Genomic DNA, 17,465 nt, shown 5'->3' with positions numbered 1-17,465 from the left:
ACACCGATTCGGCTAACGTTCATGGTGGACTCCTTCCTTCTGTCTGACTGGTGGTGAACCCTTCCAGTCTGGCACCTGGATGCCGTTGCGGGAGGGAGGAGTCCATCTCATTGGGCTACGGCGGTTACGGCGCGCAGGCCGCCTGCTGTTTTCTGGCGATCAGCTCGGCATCGCACTTCGGGCAGTAGTCGTGGCGGCCTGACAGGTAGCCGTGCGTCGGGCAGATCGAGAACGTCGGCGTGATGGTGATGTAGGGCAGGCGGAAGTTTTCCAGCGCGCGCCGCACCAGCTGGCGGCAGGCGTCGGCGCTGCTGACTGCCTCGCTCATATACAGGTGCAGCACGGTGCCGCCGGTGTATTTGCGCTGCAGCTCGTCCTGGCGCAGCAGCGCCTCGAACGGGTCGTCGGTGAAGCCCACCGGCAGCTGGCTGGAGTTGGTGTAGTACGGCTGCTCTGCGCTGCCGGCCTGCAGGATGCCGGGGTAGCGCTTGTTGTCCTCGCGCGCGAAGCGGTAGGTAGTGCCTTCCGCCGGGGTGGCTTCCAGGTTGTATAGGTGGCCGGTAGCCTGCTGGAACTCGACCATGCGTGCGCGAATGTGGTCCAGGTAGCGGCAGGCGAAGGCATGGCCCCAGTCGCTGGTGATGTCGTGCGCATCCGCGGTGAAGTTGCGGATCATCTCGTTGATGCCGTTCACCCCCAGGGTGGAGAAATGGTTGCGCAGGCTGCCGAGGAAGTGGCGGGTGTACGGGTACAGCCCTCCGTCGATGTGCTGCTGCACTTTGCTGCGGCGCGCTTCCAGCACCTCGCGGCCAAGCTGCAGCAGGCGGTCGGTTTCGGCCAGCAGCGCGGCTTCGTCGCCGGCAAAGCGGTGGCCGAGGCGCGCGCAGTTGAGGGTGACCACCCCCACCGAGCCGGTCTGCTCGGCGCTGCCGAACAGGCCGTTGCCGCGCTTCATCAGCTCGCGCAGGTCCAGCTGCAGGCGGCAGCACATGCTGCGCACCATGTGCGGCTCCAGTTCGGAGTTCACGAAATTCTGGAAGTAGGGCAGGCCGTACTTGGCGGTCATCTCGAACAAGAGTTCGCTGTTCTCGCCGTACCAGTCGAAATCCTTGGTGATGTTGTAGGTGGGGATAGGGAAGGTGAAGGCGCGGCCGCAGGCGTCGCCGGCCAGCATCACCTCGATATAGGCGCGGTTGATCAGCGCCATTTCCGCCGCGCAGTCGCCGTAGCGGAACGGCATCTCCTCGCCGCCCAGCACCGGAATCTGCTCGCGCAGGTCTTCCGGGCACACCCAGTCGAAGGTCAGGTTGGTGAACGGTGTCTGCGTGCCCCAGCGGCTGGGCACGTTCAGGTTGTAGATCAGCTCCTGGATCGCCTGCTTCACTTGTGCGTAGCTCAGCGCGTCCTTTTTCACGAACGGCGCCAGGTAGGTGTCGAAAGAGCTGAACGCCTGCGCACCGGCCCATTCGTTTTGCAGCGTGCCCAGGAAGTTGACGATCTGGCCGCAGGCGCTGGACAGGTGGCGCGGCGGGGCGGATTCCACCTTGCCGCCGACGCCGGCAAAGCCCAGCTGCAACAGGGTGCGTAGCGACCAGCCGGCGCAGTAGCCGGACAGCATGTCCAGGTCGTGGATGTGCAGGTCGCCGTGGCGGTGCGCGCTGGCGGCTTCTGCCGGAAATACCTCATGCAGCCAGTACTCGGCGGTGAGCTTGCCGGCGATGTTGAGGATCATGCCGCCCAGGCTGTAGCCCTGGTTGGCATTGGCCTGCACCCGCCAGTCGGCACGGGACAGGTATTCGCTGATGCTGCTGACCGCATCCACGTGGTGGCTGGGGCGTGCGTCCATGTTTTGCTCCAATATCTTGTGTTTGGCGCATTGTATTGACGCAGCATGTAGTAGTGATTGATCTGAATCAAGCGGCGAAAAATACTGTTGGCATGGCGGTGGTGCGGCGGTGTGTCGTGCCTTCGCTCCCGTCTTGAGTCAGCGTTCGGTCTGCTCCGTCGTGTCGCGCCGGGCCTGCTCTTTGCGATAGGCGGGGAGTTCGCCAAGCCTGATACCTTCCGGCGCATGGCGATGCTTGGCATGGCCGATCCGCTGCGAGCGGTAGATGCCGGTATGGCCCGAAAACAGGTAGCTCACCACGCAAGCGGTGGCGGCATAGACGCCGATCTCGGCACCGAACAGTTCCATCGCCATCAGCGTCGAGGCGATCGGCGTGTTGGCGGCGCCGGCGAAGACCGCGACAAAGCCTATCCCGGCCAGCAGCGGCAGCGGCATGTTCAGCAGTGGCGCCAGCGCGTTGCCCAGCGTGGCCCCGATGTAGAACAGTGGTGTGACTTCCCCGCCCTTGAAGCCGCTGCCGAGCGAGACGACGGTGAACGCCATCTTGGCCGCAAAGTCGTACGGTGCCAGCGGCTGCTGGAAGGCTTCCACGATGGACGGGATGCCCAGGCCGAGGTAGCGGTCCGCGCCGAGGAACCAGGCGGCACTCGCCACCACCACGCCTCCCAGCAGCGGGCGCAGCGGCGCGTAGGCGATGCGCTGCTTCATCCAGCCGCCCAGCGCGTGGGTGAGTTCGGCGAAGGCCTTGCCGGTGAGACCGAAAACGGCGCCTGCGATCACCATCGCCAGCAGCGGCCACAGTGCGATCGGCACCACCACGGGCACGGCGTAGTGGGTGTGATGCACGCCCCACAGCAGGCCGACCTGATCGGCGACGATGGCCGCCACCATGCAGGGCAGGATGGCGTCGTAGCGCAGGCGGCCGATGGCGAGCACCTCCAGCCCGAAAATCGCACCCGCCAGCGGCGTACCGAACACCGAGGCAAAGCCGGCGCTGATGCCGGCCATCAGGATGATGCGGCGATCCTCGTGCCGGAGACGGAACAGGCGGGTGAGCTGGTCGGCCAGCGCGCCGCCCATCTGCACCGCCGTTCCCTCGCGCCCGACCGAGGCGCCGAAGAGGTGGGATACGACGGTGCCGCCGAGCACCAGCGGCGCCATGCGCAGGGGGATGACCTGCTTCGGGTCGTGAATCTCGTCGATCAGCAGGTTGTTGCCGGCCTCGACCTGCCGGCCAAAGCGCAGGTAGAGCCAGCCCACGGCAAAACCGGCCAGCGGCAGCAGCCAGATCAGCCAGCGATGGGCGAGGCGGGTGGCGGTAGCCCAGTCGAGGGCGAACAGGAAAAAGGCGGACGCGGAGCCGGCGAGCACGGCAACGGCGCTGGCCAGCAGCAGCCATTTGCCCATATAGGGCAAGAGGTCGATCTGTTCGGGACGGGTGGAGGATTTCATGCGTGTCCTGTTGCTTGTGTGTTGGAGGCACAAACCCGGACGCGTGGCAGGCTGAGTATCGTGCGCCTGCACCTACCCGCCAGTTCGGGAATACGTGCAGGCATCATCAGCCCCGAGGGCGGTTAAAGGAGGAATACCATCTCCTGCGTGCCATTGTACGAACAGTTTTTGCCGGGCGGCAAGCCTGGCCGCGCGCTCAGCCGGGGGCCGGCATCACGATGCTGCGCTGGAAACGCAGCAGGCTGGCGCCGGGGTTGTGGTAGCGGTAGCCGTGCTCGGTGCCGTAGCCGGCGGTGTCGCCCGCTTGCAGCGTGTGCTCGCCACCGGCGTAGGCCAGCTGCAGCGTACCGCTGTGCACCTCGACGATCTCGCCGCAGCCGGCCGGATCGGGGGCGGCAAGGTAGCAGTCGCCGGGCGCCAGCTGCCACTGCCACAGCTCCAGCGTGCAGTGCGCCAGCGCCAGGCTGTGCAGCAGGGTGGCGTGGCTGTCGCCGCTGTTGCCCTGCCACACCCTCACCGGCGCGTCGCTGCCGGGCGCACGCACCAGCTCGGAAAAGGTCAGCCCCAGCGCGCTGGCGAGGCGGTCTAGCGTGGCGATGCTGACATTGCTGGCGCCGGCCTCGATGTTGACCAGCATGCGGCGGCTGACCTCGGCGCTGGCGGCCAGTTTTTCCTGGCTCAGGCCGCGCTGCTGGCGCGCTTCGCGCAGGTTGCGGGCGACGTGGCTGAAGACTTGCAGGGGGACGTGTTCGCTCATAAGTGCAATATATTGCTCAATTGTGTTTTTGTGCAGTATAGTGCACAAAACCGAGCCACCACCCTACACGCGAGCCCTCCCCATGTCCACCGTTGCCCTGTCTGCCGCACCCGCGGCCCATCGTTCCTGGCTGCCCGACCTGTCGCTGGTCGGCGTCACCCTGATCTGGGGTGGCACCTTCCTCGCGGTGCAGACCGCCTTGCAGTGGAGCGGTGCCTTCGCCTTTGTCGGCATGCGCTTTGCCGTCGCGGCCTTGCTGGCGTTGCTGCTGTGCCGCCGCCAGTTGGCCGGCCTCAACCGCACCGAGCTGCTGGGCGGCGTCACCATCGGCGTGATCCTGTATTTCAGCTACAACCTGCAGACGCTGGGGCTGGGCCATATCGCCAGCAGCACCTCGGCGTTTCTTACCGGCCTGTACGTGCCGCTGGTGCCACTGCTGCAATGGCTGCTGTTCCGCCAGCGCCCGGGCCTGCTGGCGTGGGCGGGGGTAGCGCTGGCTTTTGCCGGCCTGCTGCTCCTGGCCGGGGTGGACGGGCTGAGCATCAAGCTGGGCTTGGGCGAATGGCTGACCATTGCCGCCACCGCCACCATCGCGCTGGAAATCTGCCTGATCAGCCGCTTTGCCGCCGGCTGCAACGCCGGGCGCATGGCGCTGGTGCAGCTGGCGACGGTGGCGCTGCTGTCGCTGGCCAGTGCGCCGCTGGCCGGCGAGGTGCCGCCGCAGTGGCAGCCGCTGCTGCTGGTGAGCGTGCTGGCGCTGGGCGCGGCCACCGCGCTGATCCAGATCGTGATGAACTGGGCGCAGAAAACCGTACCGGCGACGCGCGCCACCATCATCTACGCGATGGAGCCGGTGTGGGGCGGGCTGATCGGCTGGCTGGCCGGCGAGGCGATGAGCGCCGGCAAGGTCGGCGGTGCGGCGCTGATCGTGGCCAGCGTGCTCTTGAGCCAGCTGGGCGCGCGCAAGGCGACACACGCGCCGGCCTGATTCTGACGATGCAAAGCAATGCGGCCAACCTTGCCCAAGGTTGGCCGCAGCGTTTTGGGTGTCGCGCTCAGCGACCGCCGCCGGGGGTGAAGGCCATGCCTTCCTGTTCGCCCTGCGGGCGCGGGCAGAGGTGGGATTCGAACTGCCGCGTCGCCGCCGTCCACGAGTAGCCCTCGGCCACGCGCCGCACCTGGTCGCGGTCCAGCGTCAGCGCCTGCAGGCAGGCGCTGCGCAGGTCCTGGTGCAGCACGCCGCCGCCGCTGGCGCCGACCACGTCCAAGGGGCCTGCCACCGGGTAGGCTGCCACCGGCGTGCCGCAGGCCATCGCCTCCAGCAGTACCAGGCCGAAGGTGTCGGTCAGGCTGGGGAACACGAACACGTCGCCGGCACGGTAGAAGCGCGCCAGCTCGTGCTGCGGGAACACGCCGGCGAAGTAGACCTCCGGGTATTTGGCCTTCAGCTCCGCCAGCTGCGGCCCCTCGCCGACCACCCACTTGCTGCCCGGCAGGTCCAGTTTGAGAAAGGCCTCGATGTTCTTCTCCACCGCCACGCGGCCGATGTAGAGGAAGCGCGGCTGCGCGGTGTCCAGCCGTTCGCGCTCGCCGGGGCTGAACAGGCGGGTATCGACGCCGCGGCTCCACAGCACCACGTTGTGAAAGCCGCGCGCCTTGAGGTCGGCGACGATGGCCGGCGTCGGCGCCATTACCGCCTGCGCGCGGTTGTGGAAGCGCCGCATCCACGCGTAGCTGAGCGCCAGCGGCAGCCGGGTGCGGGCGTGGATGTACTCCGGAAAACGGGTGTGGTAGGCGGTGGTGAACGGCTGGCCGTGGCGGCGGCACCAGCGCTGCGCGGCGAGGCCGAGCGGGCCTTCGGTGGCGATGTGCACCGCGTGCGGGCTGAATGCGGCCAACCTTTGCGCGACCTTGCGGTAGGGGAACAGCGACAGGCGGATGTCGGGATAGGTCGGGCAGGGCAGGGTGGCGAAGCCGTCGCCGTCGTCGCTCTCGCCGCCCAGCGGCGTGATCAGCGCCACCTGGTGGCCGAAGCCGCGCAGCTCGCGCACGGTTTCGGTGATGCTGCGGACCACGCCGTTGACCTGTGGCAGCCAGGCGTCGCTGATGATCATGATGCGCATGTTTCGGCCTCTGTGTTGAGCTGGGGTTGCGCGGCAAGGTTGGCCGCAATGCTCTGCGGGACGGTGTCGCCGGCCTGCTGTGTCCAGTGCACGACTTCCAGCGTGCCGTCGTGGTGTTCGACCAGCGCCGACAGGCTTTCCACCCAGTCGCCGCAGTTGCCGTACACGATGCCGTCGATGTCCTTCACCTCGGCCTTGTGGATATGGCCGCAGACCACGCCGTCGTAGCCGCGGCGGCGCGCCTCGGCGGCGAGGATGTGCTCGAAGTCGCTGATGAAGTTCACCGCGTTCTTCACCTTGTGCTTCAGGTATTGCGACAGCGACCAGTACGGCCGCCCCAGCTTGTGGCGCAGCCAGTTGTAGTGGCGGTTGAGGCCGAGGATCAGCGTGTACAGGCTGTCGCCGACGTAGGCCAGCCACTTGGCGTGCTGGATCACGCCGTCGAACTCGTCGCCGTGGATCACCAGTAGCCGCTTGCCGTCGGCGGTGTGGTGTTCGGCCTCGCTGCGGATGGCAATGCCGCCGAAGTCCAGTCCGGCGTACTGCCGCGCCGCCTCGTCGTGGTTGCCGGGCACGTAGATCACCCGCGTGCCCTTGCGCGCCTTGCGCAACACCTTCTGCACCACGTCGTTGTGGCCCTGCTTCCAGTACCACGACTTTTTCAGCTGCCAGCCGTCGATGATGTCGCCGACCAGGTACAGGGTGTCGGACTCGTGGTGGCGCAGGAAGTCGAGCAGGAAGGCGGCCTGGCAGCCGGCGGTGCCGAGGTGGACATCGGAAATCCAGATGGTGCGGTAGCGCTGGTTCATCGCGTGCTCCGGCGTGGGGGCAGATGCGCCGATGGTGGCGCAGCGATGTGACAGGCGGATGTGGCGGCGATGACGATACGGTGACCTCAAGGCCGTCCGGCCGGGTGTTGCTAAGCTTGGCTTAAAGTTAATCTGTTAGCATTTTCCTATGATTGCGCGGATTATGGCCGCGTCGTCCCCACTTTCACCGAGAAAACTGCATGAAGCCCCTGTTCCGTCCGCTGCGCCCGGAGTGGCTGTCACTGTGTGTGTCGCTGCTGTTTGTCGTCTTCTTCAACTGGCCGTTCTGGCAGCGGCTGCTGGCTGTGCTGCAACCGCTGGATGGTCACGGCATCAGGATGCTGGGCATGGCCTTCGTGCTGGTGACCGCGTTCTTCAACCTGCTGCTGCTGTTGCTGGTGTGGCCGAAAATCGGTAAGCCGCTGTTGACCGCGCTGTTGCTGACTACGGCTGCGGTCACCTATTTCATGACCCAGTACGGCGTGCTGATCGACATGAATATGGTGCGCAACGCGATGCAGACCGACGGTGCCGAAGTGCGCGACCTGCTGACCGTGAAAATGGCGCTGACGGTGCTGTTGCTGGGCGGTCTGCCCAGCTGGTGGCTGTGGAAGACGCCGCTGCTGTTTCGCGCGCCGCTGAAGGAAGTCGGCATGCGCAGCGTGGCGCTGCTGGCGACGGCCGGCGTGCTGGTTGCGGTGGCGATGATCGGCTATCAGGACTTTGCCTCGCTGTTCCGCAATCATCGCGAACTGCGCTTTGCGCTGACGCCAACCAACTACGTGCAGGCCACCAGCTCCTACATCAAGCGCGCGACGGCCAAGCCGCAGCCGCTGCAGCGCATTGCGCTGGACGCCCGCCGTGTGCTGGCCACCGGTAGCAGCAAGCCGCGGGTGCTGGTGCTGGTGGTGGGCGAAACCGCCCGCGCCGACCATTTCTCGCTCAACGGTTATGCGCGGCCGACCAACCCCAAACTGTCGCAGGTGGCCGGGCTGATCAACTATCCGGATGTCTGGTCCTGCGGCACCGAAACGGCGATCTCGGTGCCGTGCATGTTCTCGTCGCTGCCGCGTGACAAGTTCGATGCCGAGCAGGCCAAGCACCGCGAGAACCTGCTCGACGTACTGGTGCGGGCCGGGGTCAAGGTCAACTGGCGTGACAACAACTCCGGTTGCAAGGAGGTGTGCAAGCGCGTGGTCAGCAGCATGCTGTACGACAGCACCGATCCGCAGTACTGCACCGATGGCGAGTGCCGCGACGATATCCTGCTCGAAGGGCTGGCGGTCAAGCTGCAGAACCTGCGCGAGGACAGCGTGATCGTGCTGCACCAGAAGGGCAGCCACGGTCCGGCCTACTACAAGCGCTATCCGCCGGCGTTCGAGCGCTTCAAGCCGGTATGCCGCACCAGCGAACTGCAGAAGTGCAGCCAGGGCGACATCGTCAATGCCTTCGACAACACCATTCTCTATACCGACGACTTCCTGTCCCGCGTCATCGCCACCCTGCAGGCGGCACCGGAGGTGGCGGGCAGCATGATCTACCTGTCCGACCACGGCGAATCGCTGGGCGAGAGCAATCTTTACCTGCACGCGGCACCCTACCTGATCGCGCCGGACGCACAGAAACACGTGCCGATGGTGGCCTGGTTCTCGCCGCTGTGGCAGCAGCGCAGCGGGCTGGATCAGGCCTGCCTGCAGGCGTCCAGCAAGCAGCGCTACAGCCAGGACAACCTGTTCCACAGCGTGCTGGGGCTGATGCAGATCCACACCACCGTCTACGAGAAACCGCTGGACATGTTTGCCACCTGCCGTCGTGCGGCGGAGGTCTGAGTGCGCGTGGCGGACACGGGGAGCGAGTCGATGACATCCGGGCGTGTACTCAGGAACGAGGCGGCGGACTGGCGCCTTTACGCGTGGCAGTTGCTGTGGCTGGCGCTGTCGGGCGCCGCGTTCTGGTGGCTGGAGCAACGCAGCGGGCTGGACATGCTGCTGGCGCAGGCGTTCTTTGATCCGGTCGGCCAGCGTTTCCCGCTGAAGGACAGCCTGCTGCTGGAGTGGCTGAATCACCGCCTGCTCAAGTACGCGCTGATCGCCGGTTGCGGCTGGCTGGCGCTGCGCGCCGTGCGGCGGCGCGATGCACGGCTGGGCTGTGCGGTGGTGGCGATGCTGCTGGCGACGCTGGCGGTGTCATGGCTGAAGGCGCACAGCCTGCACTCCTGTCCGTGGGACCTGCAGCCCTTTGGCGGTACGGCCGAGATGTTTGACCTGTTCGGCCCGGTGGCGGCCATCCCCGGCCCCGGTCGTTGTTTTCCCGGCGGCCATGCCAGCAGCGGCTTTGCGGTGATGGTGCTGTTTTTCTATGCCTGGCCGGGTAGCCGGCGCCAGGCATGGGGCTGGCTGGCGGGCGGCGCCACGCTCGGCCTGCTGATGGGACTGGGGCAGATGGCGCGCGGCGCCCATTTCCTGTCGCACAACCTGTGGAGCGCCTGGGTGGTGTGGCTGGTGGCGGTGTTGCTTTTTGCCGTTTTTGACCTGCATTGCGCGGTCAACGTGCAGAAAAATGACGGCAAGTTGCACGGCATAAGCGGCGCTTAAGATTGGGCTGCTTTAATGACACTGTACCTGCAATGTTGCAGGCCTAGACCAGGAGCTTAACCATGAAAAAACTGATCGCTGTGGCCCTGATGGCTGCTTTTGCTTCCTCCGCCGCCTTTGCCAGTGCCGAATGCCCGGCACAACCGAAAGACAAGTGGCAGAAAGAAGCCGACTTCCAGAAACAGCTGACCGCACAGGGTTACCAGATCAAGAAGTTCAAGGTATCCGGTAATTGCTACGAAATCTACGGCAAGAACAAGGAAGGCAAGAAAGTGGAAATCTACTTCGACCCGGTCTCCGGCAAGCCTGTGAAGAGCGAAATCGGCAACTGAGTCATCACAGAGCCGGGGCCATCTCCGGCCAAGTCTGTGCCGCGGTGATGCCGCGACTGTCCGCGGGGCAGGGTTGTCGCCCTGTTCCGCGTTATTTTTTTGCCAAGGAGTGTTGTCATGACGCCGACTGCCTTACCCCGTCAGGAAAAAGTGTGGGACATCGTGGTGCGCCTGTTCCACTGGAGCCTGGTCGCCTGTGTGCTGGCCAACCTGTTGTTTCTGGAAGAGGGCGATCCGCCGCATCGCTGGGCCGGCTATATCGCCAGCGGCCTGGTGCTGGTACGCATCGTATGGGGCTTTGTCGGCAGTCATCATGCCCGCTTTGCCAGCTTCTTCCCGACCCCGTCGCGGCTGGCTGCGCACCTCGCGGCACTGAAAAGCGGCCGCCACGAGTCCAGCGCCGGCCACAATCCGGCGGGGGCGCTGATGATGCTGGCGCTGATGGGGCTGGTGATCAGCCTCGGTGTCAGCGGTTACCTGATGGGTACCGACCAGTTCTGGGGCGAGGAGTGGCTGGAAGAGGTGCACGAGGCACTGGCCACGCTGCTGCAGGTCGCGGTGCTGTTGCACGTTGCCGCCGCGCTGCTGATGAGCCGCATCGAGCGGGTGAACCTGGTTCGTGCGATGATTACCGGCATCAAGACGTGGCGCTGAGTCGCGGCAAGCGGCAGCGCTAAACGGGTAACGGTATCAGGCACAGGACCGGGCATGCGGGTATTGATAATCGAAGACGACGAACTGATCGGCGACGGGCTGCAGGCCGGCCTGTCGGCACTAGGCTTTGCCTGCGACTGGCTGCGCGATGGCCGGCAGGGGCTGGCCGGCATCGGCGCCGCGCCCTACGACGCGGTGGTGCTGGACCTCGGCCTGCCCGGCATGGACGGCCTGGCGGTGCTGGCCGCGTGGCGGCGCAGCGGCCGCAGCGAGCCGGTGCTGCTGCTCACCGCCCGCGACGCGGTGGACGACCGCATCCGCGGCCTCGACAGCGGCGCCGACGACTACCTGGTGAAGCCGTTTGCGCTGGGCGAGGTGGCGGCGCGGTTGCGTGCGCTGGTGCGACGGCGCAGCGGGCACAGCACGCCGCTGCTGCAGCACGGCCGCGTCAGTTTCGACCCGGCGGCGCGGCAGGCGACGCTGGACGGCAAGGTGGTGGACCTCAGCGCGCGCGAGCTGGCGCTGCTGGAGCTGCTGCTGGGTAACAAGGGCCGCGTGCTGCGCCGCGAACAGATCGAGGAAAAACTGTACGACTGGGCGCACGAGGTGGAGAGCAACGCCATCGAGGTACACGTGCACCACCTGCGCAAGAAGCTGGGCAGCGACTTCATCAAGACGCGGCGCGGCATCGGCTACACCCTCGGTGACGAGGCATGAGCTACAGCCTGCGCGGCACCCTGATCAGGAGCCTGCTCAAGGTAGTGACGCCGCTGTGGCTGCTGATCTGCACGTTGCTGGCCTTCCACGCCTGGCACGAGGTCAACGAGCTGTACGAGGAGCAGCAGACGCTGTTTGCGCACCAGCTGTACGGCACCTTGCCGACCCTGGTCGCGCGCAGCGAGCCGCAGTCGGTGCGCCCGGGCGACAACGACCATCAGGCGATGGCGGTATGGAACCCGCGTGGCCAGCTGCTGCTGGTCGACAGCGACGGCCTGGAGCTGGACGCGCGGCCCGGCTTTACCGGCTTTGCCAGCCTGCGCCAGCACGACGAGGACTGGCGCGTCTACTACCTGTCCGGCGAGGCCGGCAGTGTGGCGGTGGCGCAGGAAATGTCCGAGCGCTGGGAGATGATAGGCGGGCTGCTGCTGACGCAGGGCCTGCTGTGGCTGCTGCTGCTGCCGTTCGTGTTGCTGGCGCTGTGGTGGGCGGTGGGGCGCGGCCTTGCGCCGCTGGCGCGCATCCGCGAACAGCTGCAGCAGCGCGCGCCGGACGATGCCACGCCGCTGTCGCGCGAGGTGCCCCGCGAGCTGCAGACCCTGATCGACGCGATGAACGACCTGATCGGGCGCGTGGCGCAGACGCTGCAGCGTGAACGGCGCTTTACCGCCGACGCCGCGCACGAACTGCGCAGCCCGCTGGCGGCGATGCGGGTGCAGGCCGAGGTGGCGCAGCTGGTGCAGGATCCGCAGCAGCGCGAACGGGCACTGCAACAACTGATGAACGGTGTCGACCGCAGCAGCCACCTGCTGGCACAGCTCTTGGCGCTGTCGCGGATCGAGGCGGCACAGCAACAGCAGGACGAGGCGCTGGACTGGCCGCTGCTGCTTCAGGAACTGCACACGGAAGTGTCCGCGCTGGCCACCAGCCACCATGTCACCCTGCAGCTGCCGCCGGCCGGGCACACGCAGTGGCCGCTGCAGCACGGCGACCAGACCCTGTTGCTGCTGATGCTGCGCAATCTGCTGGACAACGCGATCCGCTATGGCGGCGGCACCGTCACGCTGCAGGCCGACGCGACGCGGATCAGCGTCAGCGACGAAGGCGAGGGCGTGCCGGAAGCCTTGCTGGACAAGGTATGCGAGCGCTTCTACCGGCCGCCGGGCCAGCAGCAGACCGGCAGCGGCCTCGGCCTGTCCATCGTGGAGCGCATCGCCACGCTGCACGGCCTGCGGCTGAGCCTGCACAACCGCGAAGGCGGCGGCCTGCAGGCGGTGCTGACGCGCAGCCACGACGCCTAGCGTCTGCGGCCAACGTTGGCCGTATGCCGGCGTAGAACCCGTTCAAGGTCTGCGGCCAGGGATCGCAATGGGGCGGGACGGCATTAAAAACGCCCACGGCAGCGGTGTTTATCTCTCGATAAATACCGCTGCCGTGGTCGTTTTGTCTTGTCCCGTGTCAGCGCGCGGGACGATGAACCGTGCTCAGGCGCCGTGCAGGTCCAGCGGCTTCTCGCCGGTCAGGAAGTAGTGGATGGTTTCGCGCGCGCTCTTGATCGCGTCGCCGAAGGGTAGCGGCTCGGCGCCGCGGAAGAACAGCCCCTTGCTGGTTTCGCCGCGGAAGGCGGCGGCCAGCTTGAGGTCGATGCAGAACTGGCCGACCTTGGACAGGCCGTCGCGCAGGCCGCACACCGACAGGCAGTTCAGCGCCTGGGTGCAGCGCGCCGGATCGGCCTTGGCATTGGCCTGCAGCTTGTCCTCGCGCTTGAGGTAGCTCTTCAGGAACGGGGTCAGGATGCCGCGCGCCGGCAGGCCGGCCACCGACATGAACTCGACGATATCCTCGCGTTTGGCGCCGGCCAGCGTGCGCTTGAAGTTGATGTGCGCATCGCCGTCGCTGGTGACGGCGAAGGCGGTGCCGATCTGCACGCCGCTGGCGCCGTAGTCGTTGAGGTAGGTCTGCACTTTCTGGTGGCTGTTGACGCCGCCGGCGACGATCAGCGGAATGCGCTCGCGCTCCAGCCCCAGGCCCTTGAACAGCTCGAAGGTTTCCTCCAGCACGCGGGCAAAGTCGAACTTGGCATCGCCGACCCCGGCGATGCTGGCGGCGCCGAGGTGGCCGCCGGCGTGGTTGGGATGCTCGATCACGATCGCGTCCGGCAGCCGGCCCTTCTTCATCCAGCGCTTGAGCACGATGCCGATGCCGCGTGATTCGGACAGGATGGGGATCAGCGCCACGTCCGGGTGATCCACGGTCATCTCCGGCAGGTCCAGCGGCAGGCCGGCGCCCATCACCACCGCGTGCGCGCCGGACTCGCAGGCCTGGCGCACCAGCGCGGCGTGGTCGTCCACCGCCTTCATGATGTTGACCGCCACCATGCCGTGACCGTCGGCGCGTTGCAGCGCGCCCTTCACCTCGCGGTCGAGCGCGATGCGGTTGAGGCGGTTGATGCCGTCCTGGCCCTCAAGGTTGGCCGCATCGGCCAGCAGGTCCTCGTGCAGGTGGCGCAGGTCGACGCTGGCCACGGTGCCGACACCGCCCTCACGCGCCACGGCACCGGCCAGCTGCTTGGCGGAGATGCCGACACCCATCCCGCCTTGCACGATGGGCAACAGGCTGCGGCCGCGGATGACGAGCGGGGAAAAGGCATGGGGGCGGGACATGGCAAACTTTCTGTAGGGCAAAGGAACGATTGTGGCGGCAAGGCGCCATACCGGCGTTGACGTGGGTCAAGCGGCCCCGGTGCCCGGCAGGGCTCCGCCGCGCCGCGATGGCGGCAGTGTTGCATTCTTGCCGCAAATAATGACATGTGGAATAAATGCGCTGCAGCCCGCATCCGGGCCGTTTTGCGCCGTGCTTGCCGCGTCGCTGGCAGCCATTTTTTGTCACCAGTTGCGGTTTTTGTCATATTTTGAGCGGGTGAGCGTCTGGCGCACAGCGGCCGCCTTGCAGCGAGGCTGCGACAGGCTGTGCCGGCTTGTCACTTGCATGAAATGCTATCTGGTGGCCGACAAATTCAACACAAAACTGGTAGGAATGCGACTTATCATATTTAATGGAAAATAAGGAAATAGCTTTAACAGGACGGCTGTTTCGCTTATTATCTTTCAAGGTGTTTTGTTAATCGCCGGTTTTTTTTAGGTGTTTTCTGTCAAATGTGAAGCGCCGCCGGCCTCAATGATTGAGTCGAGCTATGGATACGTTGAAAGCATTAATGGTCTTCATGACCACGGCCGAGAATGGCAGCTTTTCCGATGCCGCCCGCAAACTGGGCGTGTCGCCTGCCGCGGTCAGCCAGAGTATTGCCAGGCTCGAACAGGAGCTGGAGGTGCGGCTGTTCAACCGTACCACGCGCCAGCTGACCCTGACCGAGGACGGCCGCCGCTTCTACGCGCAGTGTCGCGGCCCGGTCAACAACCTGGACTCCGCGATCAACCAGCTGAAGGCCAGCCGCGACGAGCCGGCCGGCCACCTGCGCATCAGCCTGCCCAATGCCTTCGGCCGCCGCTTCATCCTGCCGCTGATGGAAGAATTCTGCACCCGTTACCCGAAGATCCGCGTGTTTTTCGGCATGGACGACCACTTCAGCGACCTGATCGAGGACGGCTACGACGTGGGCGTGCGCGTCGGCATGATGCCGGACAGCCGCATGGTGGCGCGTCATCTGGCGCACATCCCGCAGTACGTGGTCGCCGCGCCGGCCTACTGGGAGGCGCACGGCAAACCGCGCATCCCGGAAGACCTGTCCTCGCACGACTGCATTAATTTCCAGTTCCCGACCTCCGGCCGGCTGTACAAGTGGGAATTCGAGCGTGACGGCGAGCGTATCCCGCTGGAAGTCTCCGGCACCTACACCGCCAACGACGTCGACGGCGTGCGCGAACTGGCGCGCCTGGGCCTCGGCGTCGCGCAGCTGCCGGGGCACGAGATCCTCAATGATGTGCGTGCCGGCAAGCTGGAAGTGGTGCTTACCGACTTCGTGTCGATGGAGCGCTCGATCTACATCTGCTTCCCGCACCGCGACCACATCGCGCCGCGCACGCGGGTGTTCGTCGACTTCGTGGTGGAGAAGCTGCTCGACCACCCGGACATCATCGCCGAGCTGCCCGGTGTCGACCTGTCGCAAAAGCGCGAAGAGCTGCGGCAGAGCATACTGTAAGCACACGACAGCCCGGGAGACCGGGCTTTTTTTTGCGGTGCAATGTTTAACATATTAGACATTTTGGCGGCGCCATCCGATAATGAACCCATTATTGAGTGCCGCCCGTGGCGGCCCTGTTTAAAAAATGCAGTATCGAGGACTCCGCCATGAGCCAGACCACAGAACACACCCGCTCCTATTACGCCTACTCCGCCAACCCGTCGCCGCAGCGCCCGGCGCTGCAGGGCAGCCAGCAGGCCGACGTCTGCGTCATCGGCGCCGGCTACACTGGCCTGTCCACCGCGCTGCACCTCGCCGAGGCCGGTTTCCGGGTGATCGTGCTGGAAGCGGCGCGGGTCGGCTGGGGCGCCTCCGGCCGCAACGGCGGCCAGATCGTCAACAGCTACAGCCGCGACATGGACGTGATCGAGGCGCGCCACGGCAAGGACGCCGCGCGCAAGCTGGGCGCGATGGCGTTCGAGGGCGGCAAGATCATCCGCGAGCGCATCGCCAAATACGGCATCCAGTGCGACCTGAAGAACGGCAACGTGTTCGCCGCCTTTACCGGCAAGCAGCTGGATGAGCTGGAGGCGAAAAAGCGGCTGTGGGAAAGCTACGGCCACAGCGGCATCGAGATGATCGACAAGGCCGGCATGGCGCGCATCGTCGACTCCGACCAGTACGCCGGCGCACTGCTCGACCACTGGGGCGGCCACATCCACCCGCTGAACCTGGCGCTGGGCGAGGCGGCGGCGTTCGAATCGCTGGGCGGCCGGATTTTCGAGCAGTCGGCGGTGACCGACATCCAGCGCGGCGAGGTGGCGGTGGTGAAAACCGCCGAGGGCCAGGTCAGCGCCCGTTTCGTGGTGGTGGCCGGCAACGCCTACCTGGGCAACCTGATCCCGAAACTGGCGGAAAAAAGCCTGCCGTGCGGCACCCAGGTGGTGACCACCGAGCGGCTGGATCCGGCGCTGGCGCGCTCGCTGCTGCCGGGCGACAACTGCGTGGAAGACTGCAACTTCCTGCTCGACTACTACCGCCTGACCGCCGACAACCGCCTGCTGTACGGCGGCGGCACCGTGTACGGCGCGCGTGATCCGGGCGAGATCGAGAGCCTGATCCGCCCCAAGATGCTGCACACCTTCCCGCAGCTGAAGGACGTGAAGATCGAGTTCACCTGGACCGGCAACTTCTCGCTGACGCTGTCGCGCCTACCGCAGGTTGGCCGCATCGACAGCAATATCTACTACTCGCAGGGCTGCAGCGGCCACGGTGTCACCTTTACCCACCTCGCCGGCCGCATCCTGTCCGAGGCCATCCGCGGCCAGAGCGAGCGCTTCGACGCCTTCGCCAGCCTGCCGCACTATCCGTTCCCCGGCGGCCGGCTGCTGCGTGTGCCGATGCTGACCATGGGCGCGTGGTGGTACGGCATGCGCGACCGCCTCGGCGTCTGAGGCGCGTCACGATCTGCGGCATTCCCGCGATCGTGAGCCCACCCTGAACTCCCGTTTGTTCTCCCTGCTGTCTGTTGCACCGGCCCCCGATCAGGGCCGGTTTTTTTTCGCGCTCAGAACGGCCACGCCAGCTTGGTCTTCGCCACCGCGATCATGTACAGCGGCATCGTGAGCGCCAGCGCCAGCACCACCGCGCGCCACGGTGAGCCGTGCAGCCGTTTCAGGGCGATGCTGCCCAGCGCGATATAGGCCAGCAGCGCCACGAGCTTGGCCGCCAGCCACGGCTGATTGTGCGGCGAGAAGCCGGCCCACACCGCCAGCGTGATGCCTGCGGCCAGCAGCAGGGTGTCGATCACATGCGGCGCGATGCGCAGCGCCTTGCCCTGCAGCAGCGCCGGCTTGGCGTAGGACAGCGCGGCGCGCGCGGCGAACAGCGTCACCGACAGATAGGCCAGCCCGGCGTGGGCGTGTTTCAGTACGAGATAGTTCATGCTTGATCTTCCTGTGACGCGTTGCTTGGAGCCACTAACAAAACCCCTGATCCTGCGTTGCGCCTCCTTGCCGTACTATTTGTACTGTCTGCGTC

General features: G+C 66.0%; 15 protein-coding genes, 1 pseudogene and 1 riboswitch. Of the genes and pseudogenes, 9 read left to right on the top strand and 7 right to left on the bottom strand.

Features of this window, described 5'->3' with window-relative positions; translation table 11 throughout:
* Nucleotides 1–124: 124 nt before the first annotated feature.
* The 3 genes and pseudogenes from PQU96_RS11265 to PQU96_RS11255 all read right to left on the bottom strand — a co-directional run.
* A pseudogene (locus PQU96_RS11265) lies at nt 125–1,891 on the bottom strand (ribonucleoside triphosphate reductase); the annotation flags it as partial.
* Nucleotides 1,892–1,984: 93 nt separating this feature from the next.
* Nucleotides 1,985–3,298: a voltage-gated chloride channel family protein gene (locus PQU96_RS11260; RefSeq protein WP_272772425.1), complete on the bottom strand. Its 1,314-nt coding sequence runs from the start codon at nt 3,296–3,298 to the stop codon at nt 1,985–1,987.
* Nucleotides 3,299–3,388: 90 nt separating this feature from the next.
* Nucleotides 3,389–3,451, bottom strand: a riboswitch (Fluoride riboswitch).
* Between the two features lie 43 nt (nt 3,452–3,494).
* Complete coding sequence (locus tag PQU96_RS11255) at nt 3,495–4,055, bottom strand: helix-turn-helix domain-containing protein (RefSeq protein WP_272772424.1); 561 nt, start codon at nt 4,053–4,055, stop codon at nt 3,495–3,497.
* A gap of 82 nt (nt 4,056–4,137) precedes the next feature.
* On the opposite strand from PQU96_RS11255, the gene PQU96_RS11250 reads away from it, so the two are divergent.
* A complete protein-coding gene (locus PQU96_RS11250; RefSeq protein ID WP_272772423.1) occupies nt 4,138–5,043 on the top strand; it encodes a DMT family transporter in 906 nt (301 codons plus the stop codon).
* 67 nt (nt 5,044–5,110) lie between these two features.
* On the opposite strand, the gene PQU96_RS11245 is transcribed toward PQU96_RS11250, so the two are convergent.
* Both PQU96_RS11245 and PQU96_RS11240 read right to left on the bottom strand, forming a co-directional pair.
* Nucleotides 5,111–6,178: a glycosyltransferase family 4 protein gene (locus tag PQU96_RS11245; protein ID WP_272772422.1), complete on the bottom strand. Its 1,068-nt coding sequence runs from the start codon at nt 6,176–6,178 to the stop codon at nt 5,111–5,113.
* Nucleotides 6,166–6,987 carry a UDP-2,3-diacylglucosamine diphosphatase gene (locus PQU96_RS11240; protein WP_272772421.1) on the bottom strand — a complete coding sequence of 274 codons (822 nt, stop codon included), beginning with the start codon at nt 6,985–6,987 and terminating at the stop codon, nt 6,166–6,168. The genes PQU96_RS11245 and PQU96_RS11240 overlap by 13 nt, the downstream gene beginning before the upstream one ends.
* A gap of 200 nt (nt 6,988–7,187) precedes the next feature.
* Here PQU96_RS11240 and PQU96_RS11235 point away from each other — a divergent pair, with 200 nt between their 5' ends.
* The 6 genes from PQU96_RS11235 to PQU96_RS11210 all read left to right on the top strand — a co-directional run bounded on the left by PQU96_RS11235 (nt 7,188) and on the right by PQU96_RS11210 (nt 12,585).
* A complete protein-coding gene (locus PQU96_RS11235; RefSeq protein WP_272772420.1) occupies nt 7,188–8,816 on the top strand; it encodes a phosphoethanolamine transferase in 1,629 nt (542 codons plus the stop codon).
* A gap of 30 nt (nt 8,817–8,846) precedes the next feature.
* Nucleotides 8,847–9,581 carry a phosphatase PAP2 family protein gene (locus PQU96_RS11230; protein ID WP_272772419.1) on the top strand — a complete coding sequence of 245 codons (735 nt, stop codon included), beginning with the start codon at nt 8,847–8,849 and terminating at the stop codon, nt 9,579–9,581.
* Nucleotides 9,582–9,643: 62 nt separating this feature from the next.
* The gene (locus PQU96_RS11225; RefSeq protein WP_272772418.1) at nt 9,644–9,913 is read left to right on the top strand and encodes a PepSY domain-containing protein; all 270 of its coding nucleotides are present in this window, start codon (nt 9,644–9,646) and stop codon (nt 9,911–9,913) included.
* A 117-nt stretch (nt 9,914–10,030) separates the two neighbouring features.
* Entirely contained in the window at nt 10,031–10,567 is a 537-nt protein-coding gene (locus PQU96_RS11220; protein ID WP_272772417.1) for a cytochrome b/b6 domain-containing protein, read from the top strand.
* Nucleotides 10,568–10,621: 54 nt separating this feature from the next.
* The gene (locus PQU96_RS11215; RefSeq protein ID WP_272772416.1) at nt 10,622–11,284 is read left to right on the top strand and encodes a response regulator; all 663 of its coding nucleotides are present in this window, start codon (nt 10,622–10,624) and stop codon (nt 11,282–11,284) included.
* Complete coding sequence (locus PQU96_RS11210) at nt 11,281–12,585, top strand: ATP-binding protein (RefSeq protein ID WP_272772415.1); 1,305 nt, start codon at nt 11,281–11,283, stop codon at nt 12,583–12,585. The genes PQU96_RS11215 and PQU96_RS11210 overlap by 4 nt, the downstream gene beginning before the upstream one ends.
* A gap of 183 nt (nt 12,586–12,768) precedes the next feature.
* On the opposite strand, the gene PQU96_RS11205 is transcribed toward PQU96_RS11210, so the two are convergent.
* Nucleotides 12,769–13,947, bottom strand: a complete 1,179-nt coding sequence (locus PQU96_RS11205; RefSeq protein ID WP_272772413.1) for an NAD(P)H-dependent flavin oxidoreductase — start codon at nt 13,945–13,947, stop codon at nt 12,769–12,771.
* A gap of 530 nt (nt 13,948–14,477) precedes the next feature.
* Between PQU96_RS11205 and PQU96_RS11200 the strand changes: the two genes are divergently transcribed.
* Both PQU96_RS11200 and PQU96_RS11195 read left to right on the top strand, forming a co-directional pair.
* Nucleotides 14,478–15,443: a LysR family transcriptional regulator gene (locus PQU96_RS11200; protein ID WP_272772412.1), complete on the top strand. Its 966-nt coding sequence runs from the start codon at nt 14,478–14,480 to the stop codon at nt 15,441–15,443.
* Nucleotides 15,444–15,592: 149 nt separating this feature from the next.
* Nucleotides 15,593–16,879: an NAD(P)/FAD-dependent oxidoreductase gene (locus PQU96_RS11195; protein WP_272772411.1), complete on the top strand. Its 1,287-nt coding sequence runs from the start codon at nt 15,593–15,595 to the stop codon at nt 16,877–16,879.
* A gap of 113 nt (nt 16,880–16,992) precedes the next feature.
* Here PQU96_RS11195 and PQU96_RS11190 read toward each other — a convergent pair whose 3' ends face one another.
* Nucleotides 16,993–17,370: a SirB2 family protein gene (locus tag PQU96_RS11190; protein ID WP_272772410.1), complete on the bottom strand. Its 378-nt coding sequence runs from the start codon at nt 17,368–17,370 to the stop codon at nt 16,993–16,995.
* Between the last annotated feature and the right edge of the window lie 95 nt (nt 17,371–17,465).

The sequence above is a fragment of the Vogesella margarita genome (genome assembly GCF_028548475.1).
Classification (GTDB): Bacteria; Pseudomonadota; Gammaproteobacteria; order Burkholderiales; family Chromobacteriaceae; genus Vogesella; species Vogesella margarita.
The sequence above is the reverse complement of the archived record's forward strand: the minus strand, read 5'-3'. Positions and strand labels throughout refer to the sequence as shown.

Coding starts and splice junctions, on each gene's coding strand:
- PQU96_RS11260 (WP_272772425.1), bottom strand. CDS start 3,298: ATGAAATCCTCCACCCGTCCCGAACAGATCGACCTCTTGCCCTATATG.
- PQU96_RS11220 (WP_272772417.1), top strand. CDS start 10,031: ATGACGCCGACTGCCTTACCCCGTCAGGAAAAAGTGTGGGACATCGTG.
- PQU96_RS11200 (WP_272772412.1), top strand. CDS start 14,478: ATGGATACGTTGAAAGCATTAATGGTCTTCATGACCACGGCCGAGAAT.
- PQU96_RS11240 (WP_272772421.1), bottom strand. CDS start 6,987: ATGAACCAGCGCTACCGCACCATCTGGATTTCCGATGTCCACCTCGGC.
- PQU96_RS11225 (WP_272772418.1), top strand. CDS start 9,644: ATGAAAAAACTGATCGCTGTGGCCCTGATGGCTGCTTTTGCTTCCTCC.
- PQU96_RS11250 (WP_272772423.1), top strand. CDS start 4,138: ATGTCCACCGTTGCCCTGTCTGCCGCACCCGCGGCCCATCGTTCCTGG.
- PQU96_RS11215 (WP_272772416.1), top strand. CDS start 10,622: ATGCGGGTATTGATAATCGAAGACGACGAACTGATCGGCGACGGGCTG.
- PQU96_RS11195 (WP_272772411.1), top strand. CDS start 15,593: ATGAGCCAGACCACAGAACACACCCGCTCCTATTACGCCTACTCCGCC.
- PQU96_RS11205 (WP_272772413.1), bottom strand. CDS start 13,947: ATGTCCCGCCCCCATGCCTTTTCCCCGCTCGTCATCCGCGGCCGCAGC.
- PQU96_RS11190 (WP_272772410.1), bottom strand. CDS start 17,370: ATGAACTATCTCGTACTGAAACACGCCCACGCCGGGCTGGCCTATCTG.
- PQU96_RS11235 (WP_272772420.1), top strand. CDS start 7,188: ATGAAGCCCCTGTTCCGTCCGCTGCGCCCGGAGTGGCTGTCACTGTGT.
- PQU96_RS11255 (WP_272772424.1), bottom strand. CDS start 4,055: ATGAGCGAACACGTCCCCCTGCAAGTCTTCAGCCACGTCGCCCGCAAC.
- PQU96_RS11210 (WP_272772415.1), top strand. CDS start 11,281: ATGAGCTACAGCCTGCGCGGCACCCTGATCAGGAGCCTGCTCAAGGTA.
- PQU96_RS11230 (WP_272772419.1), top strand. CDS start 8,847: ATGACATCCGGGCGTGTACTCAGGAACGAGGCGGCGGACTGGCGCCTT.
- PQU96_RS11245 (WP_272772422.1), bottom strand. CDS start 6,178: ATGCGCATCATGATCATCAGCGACGCCTGGCTGCCACAGGTCAACGGC.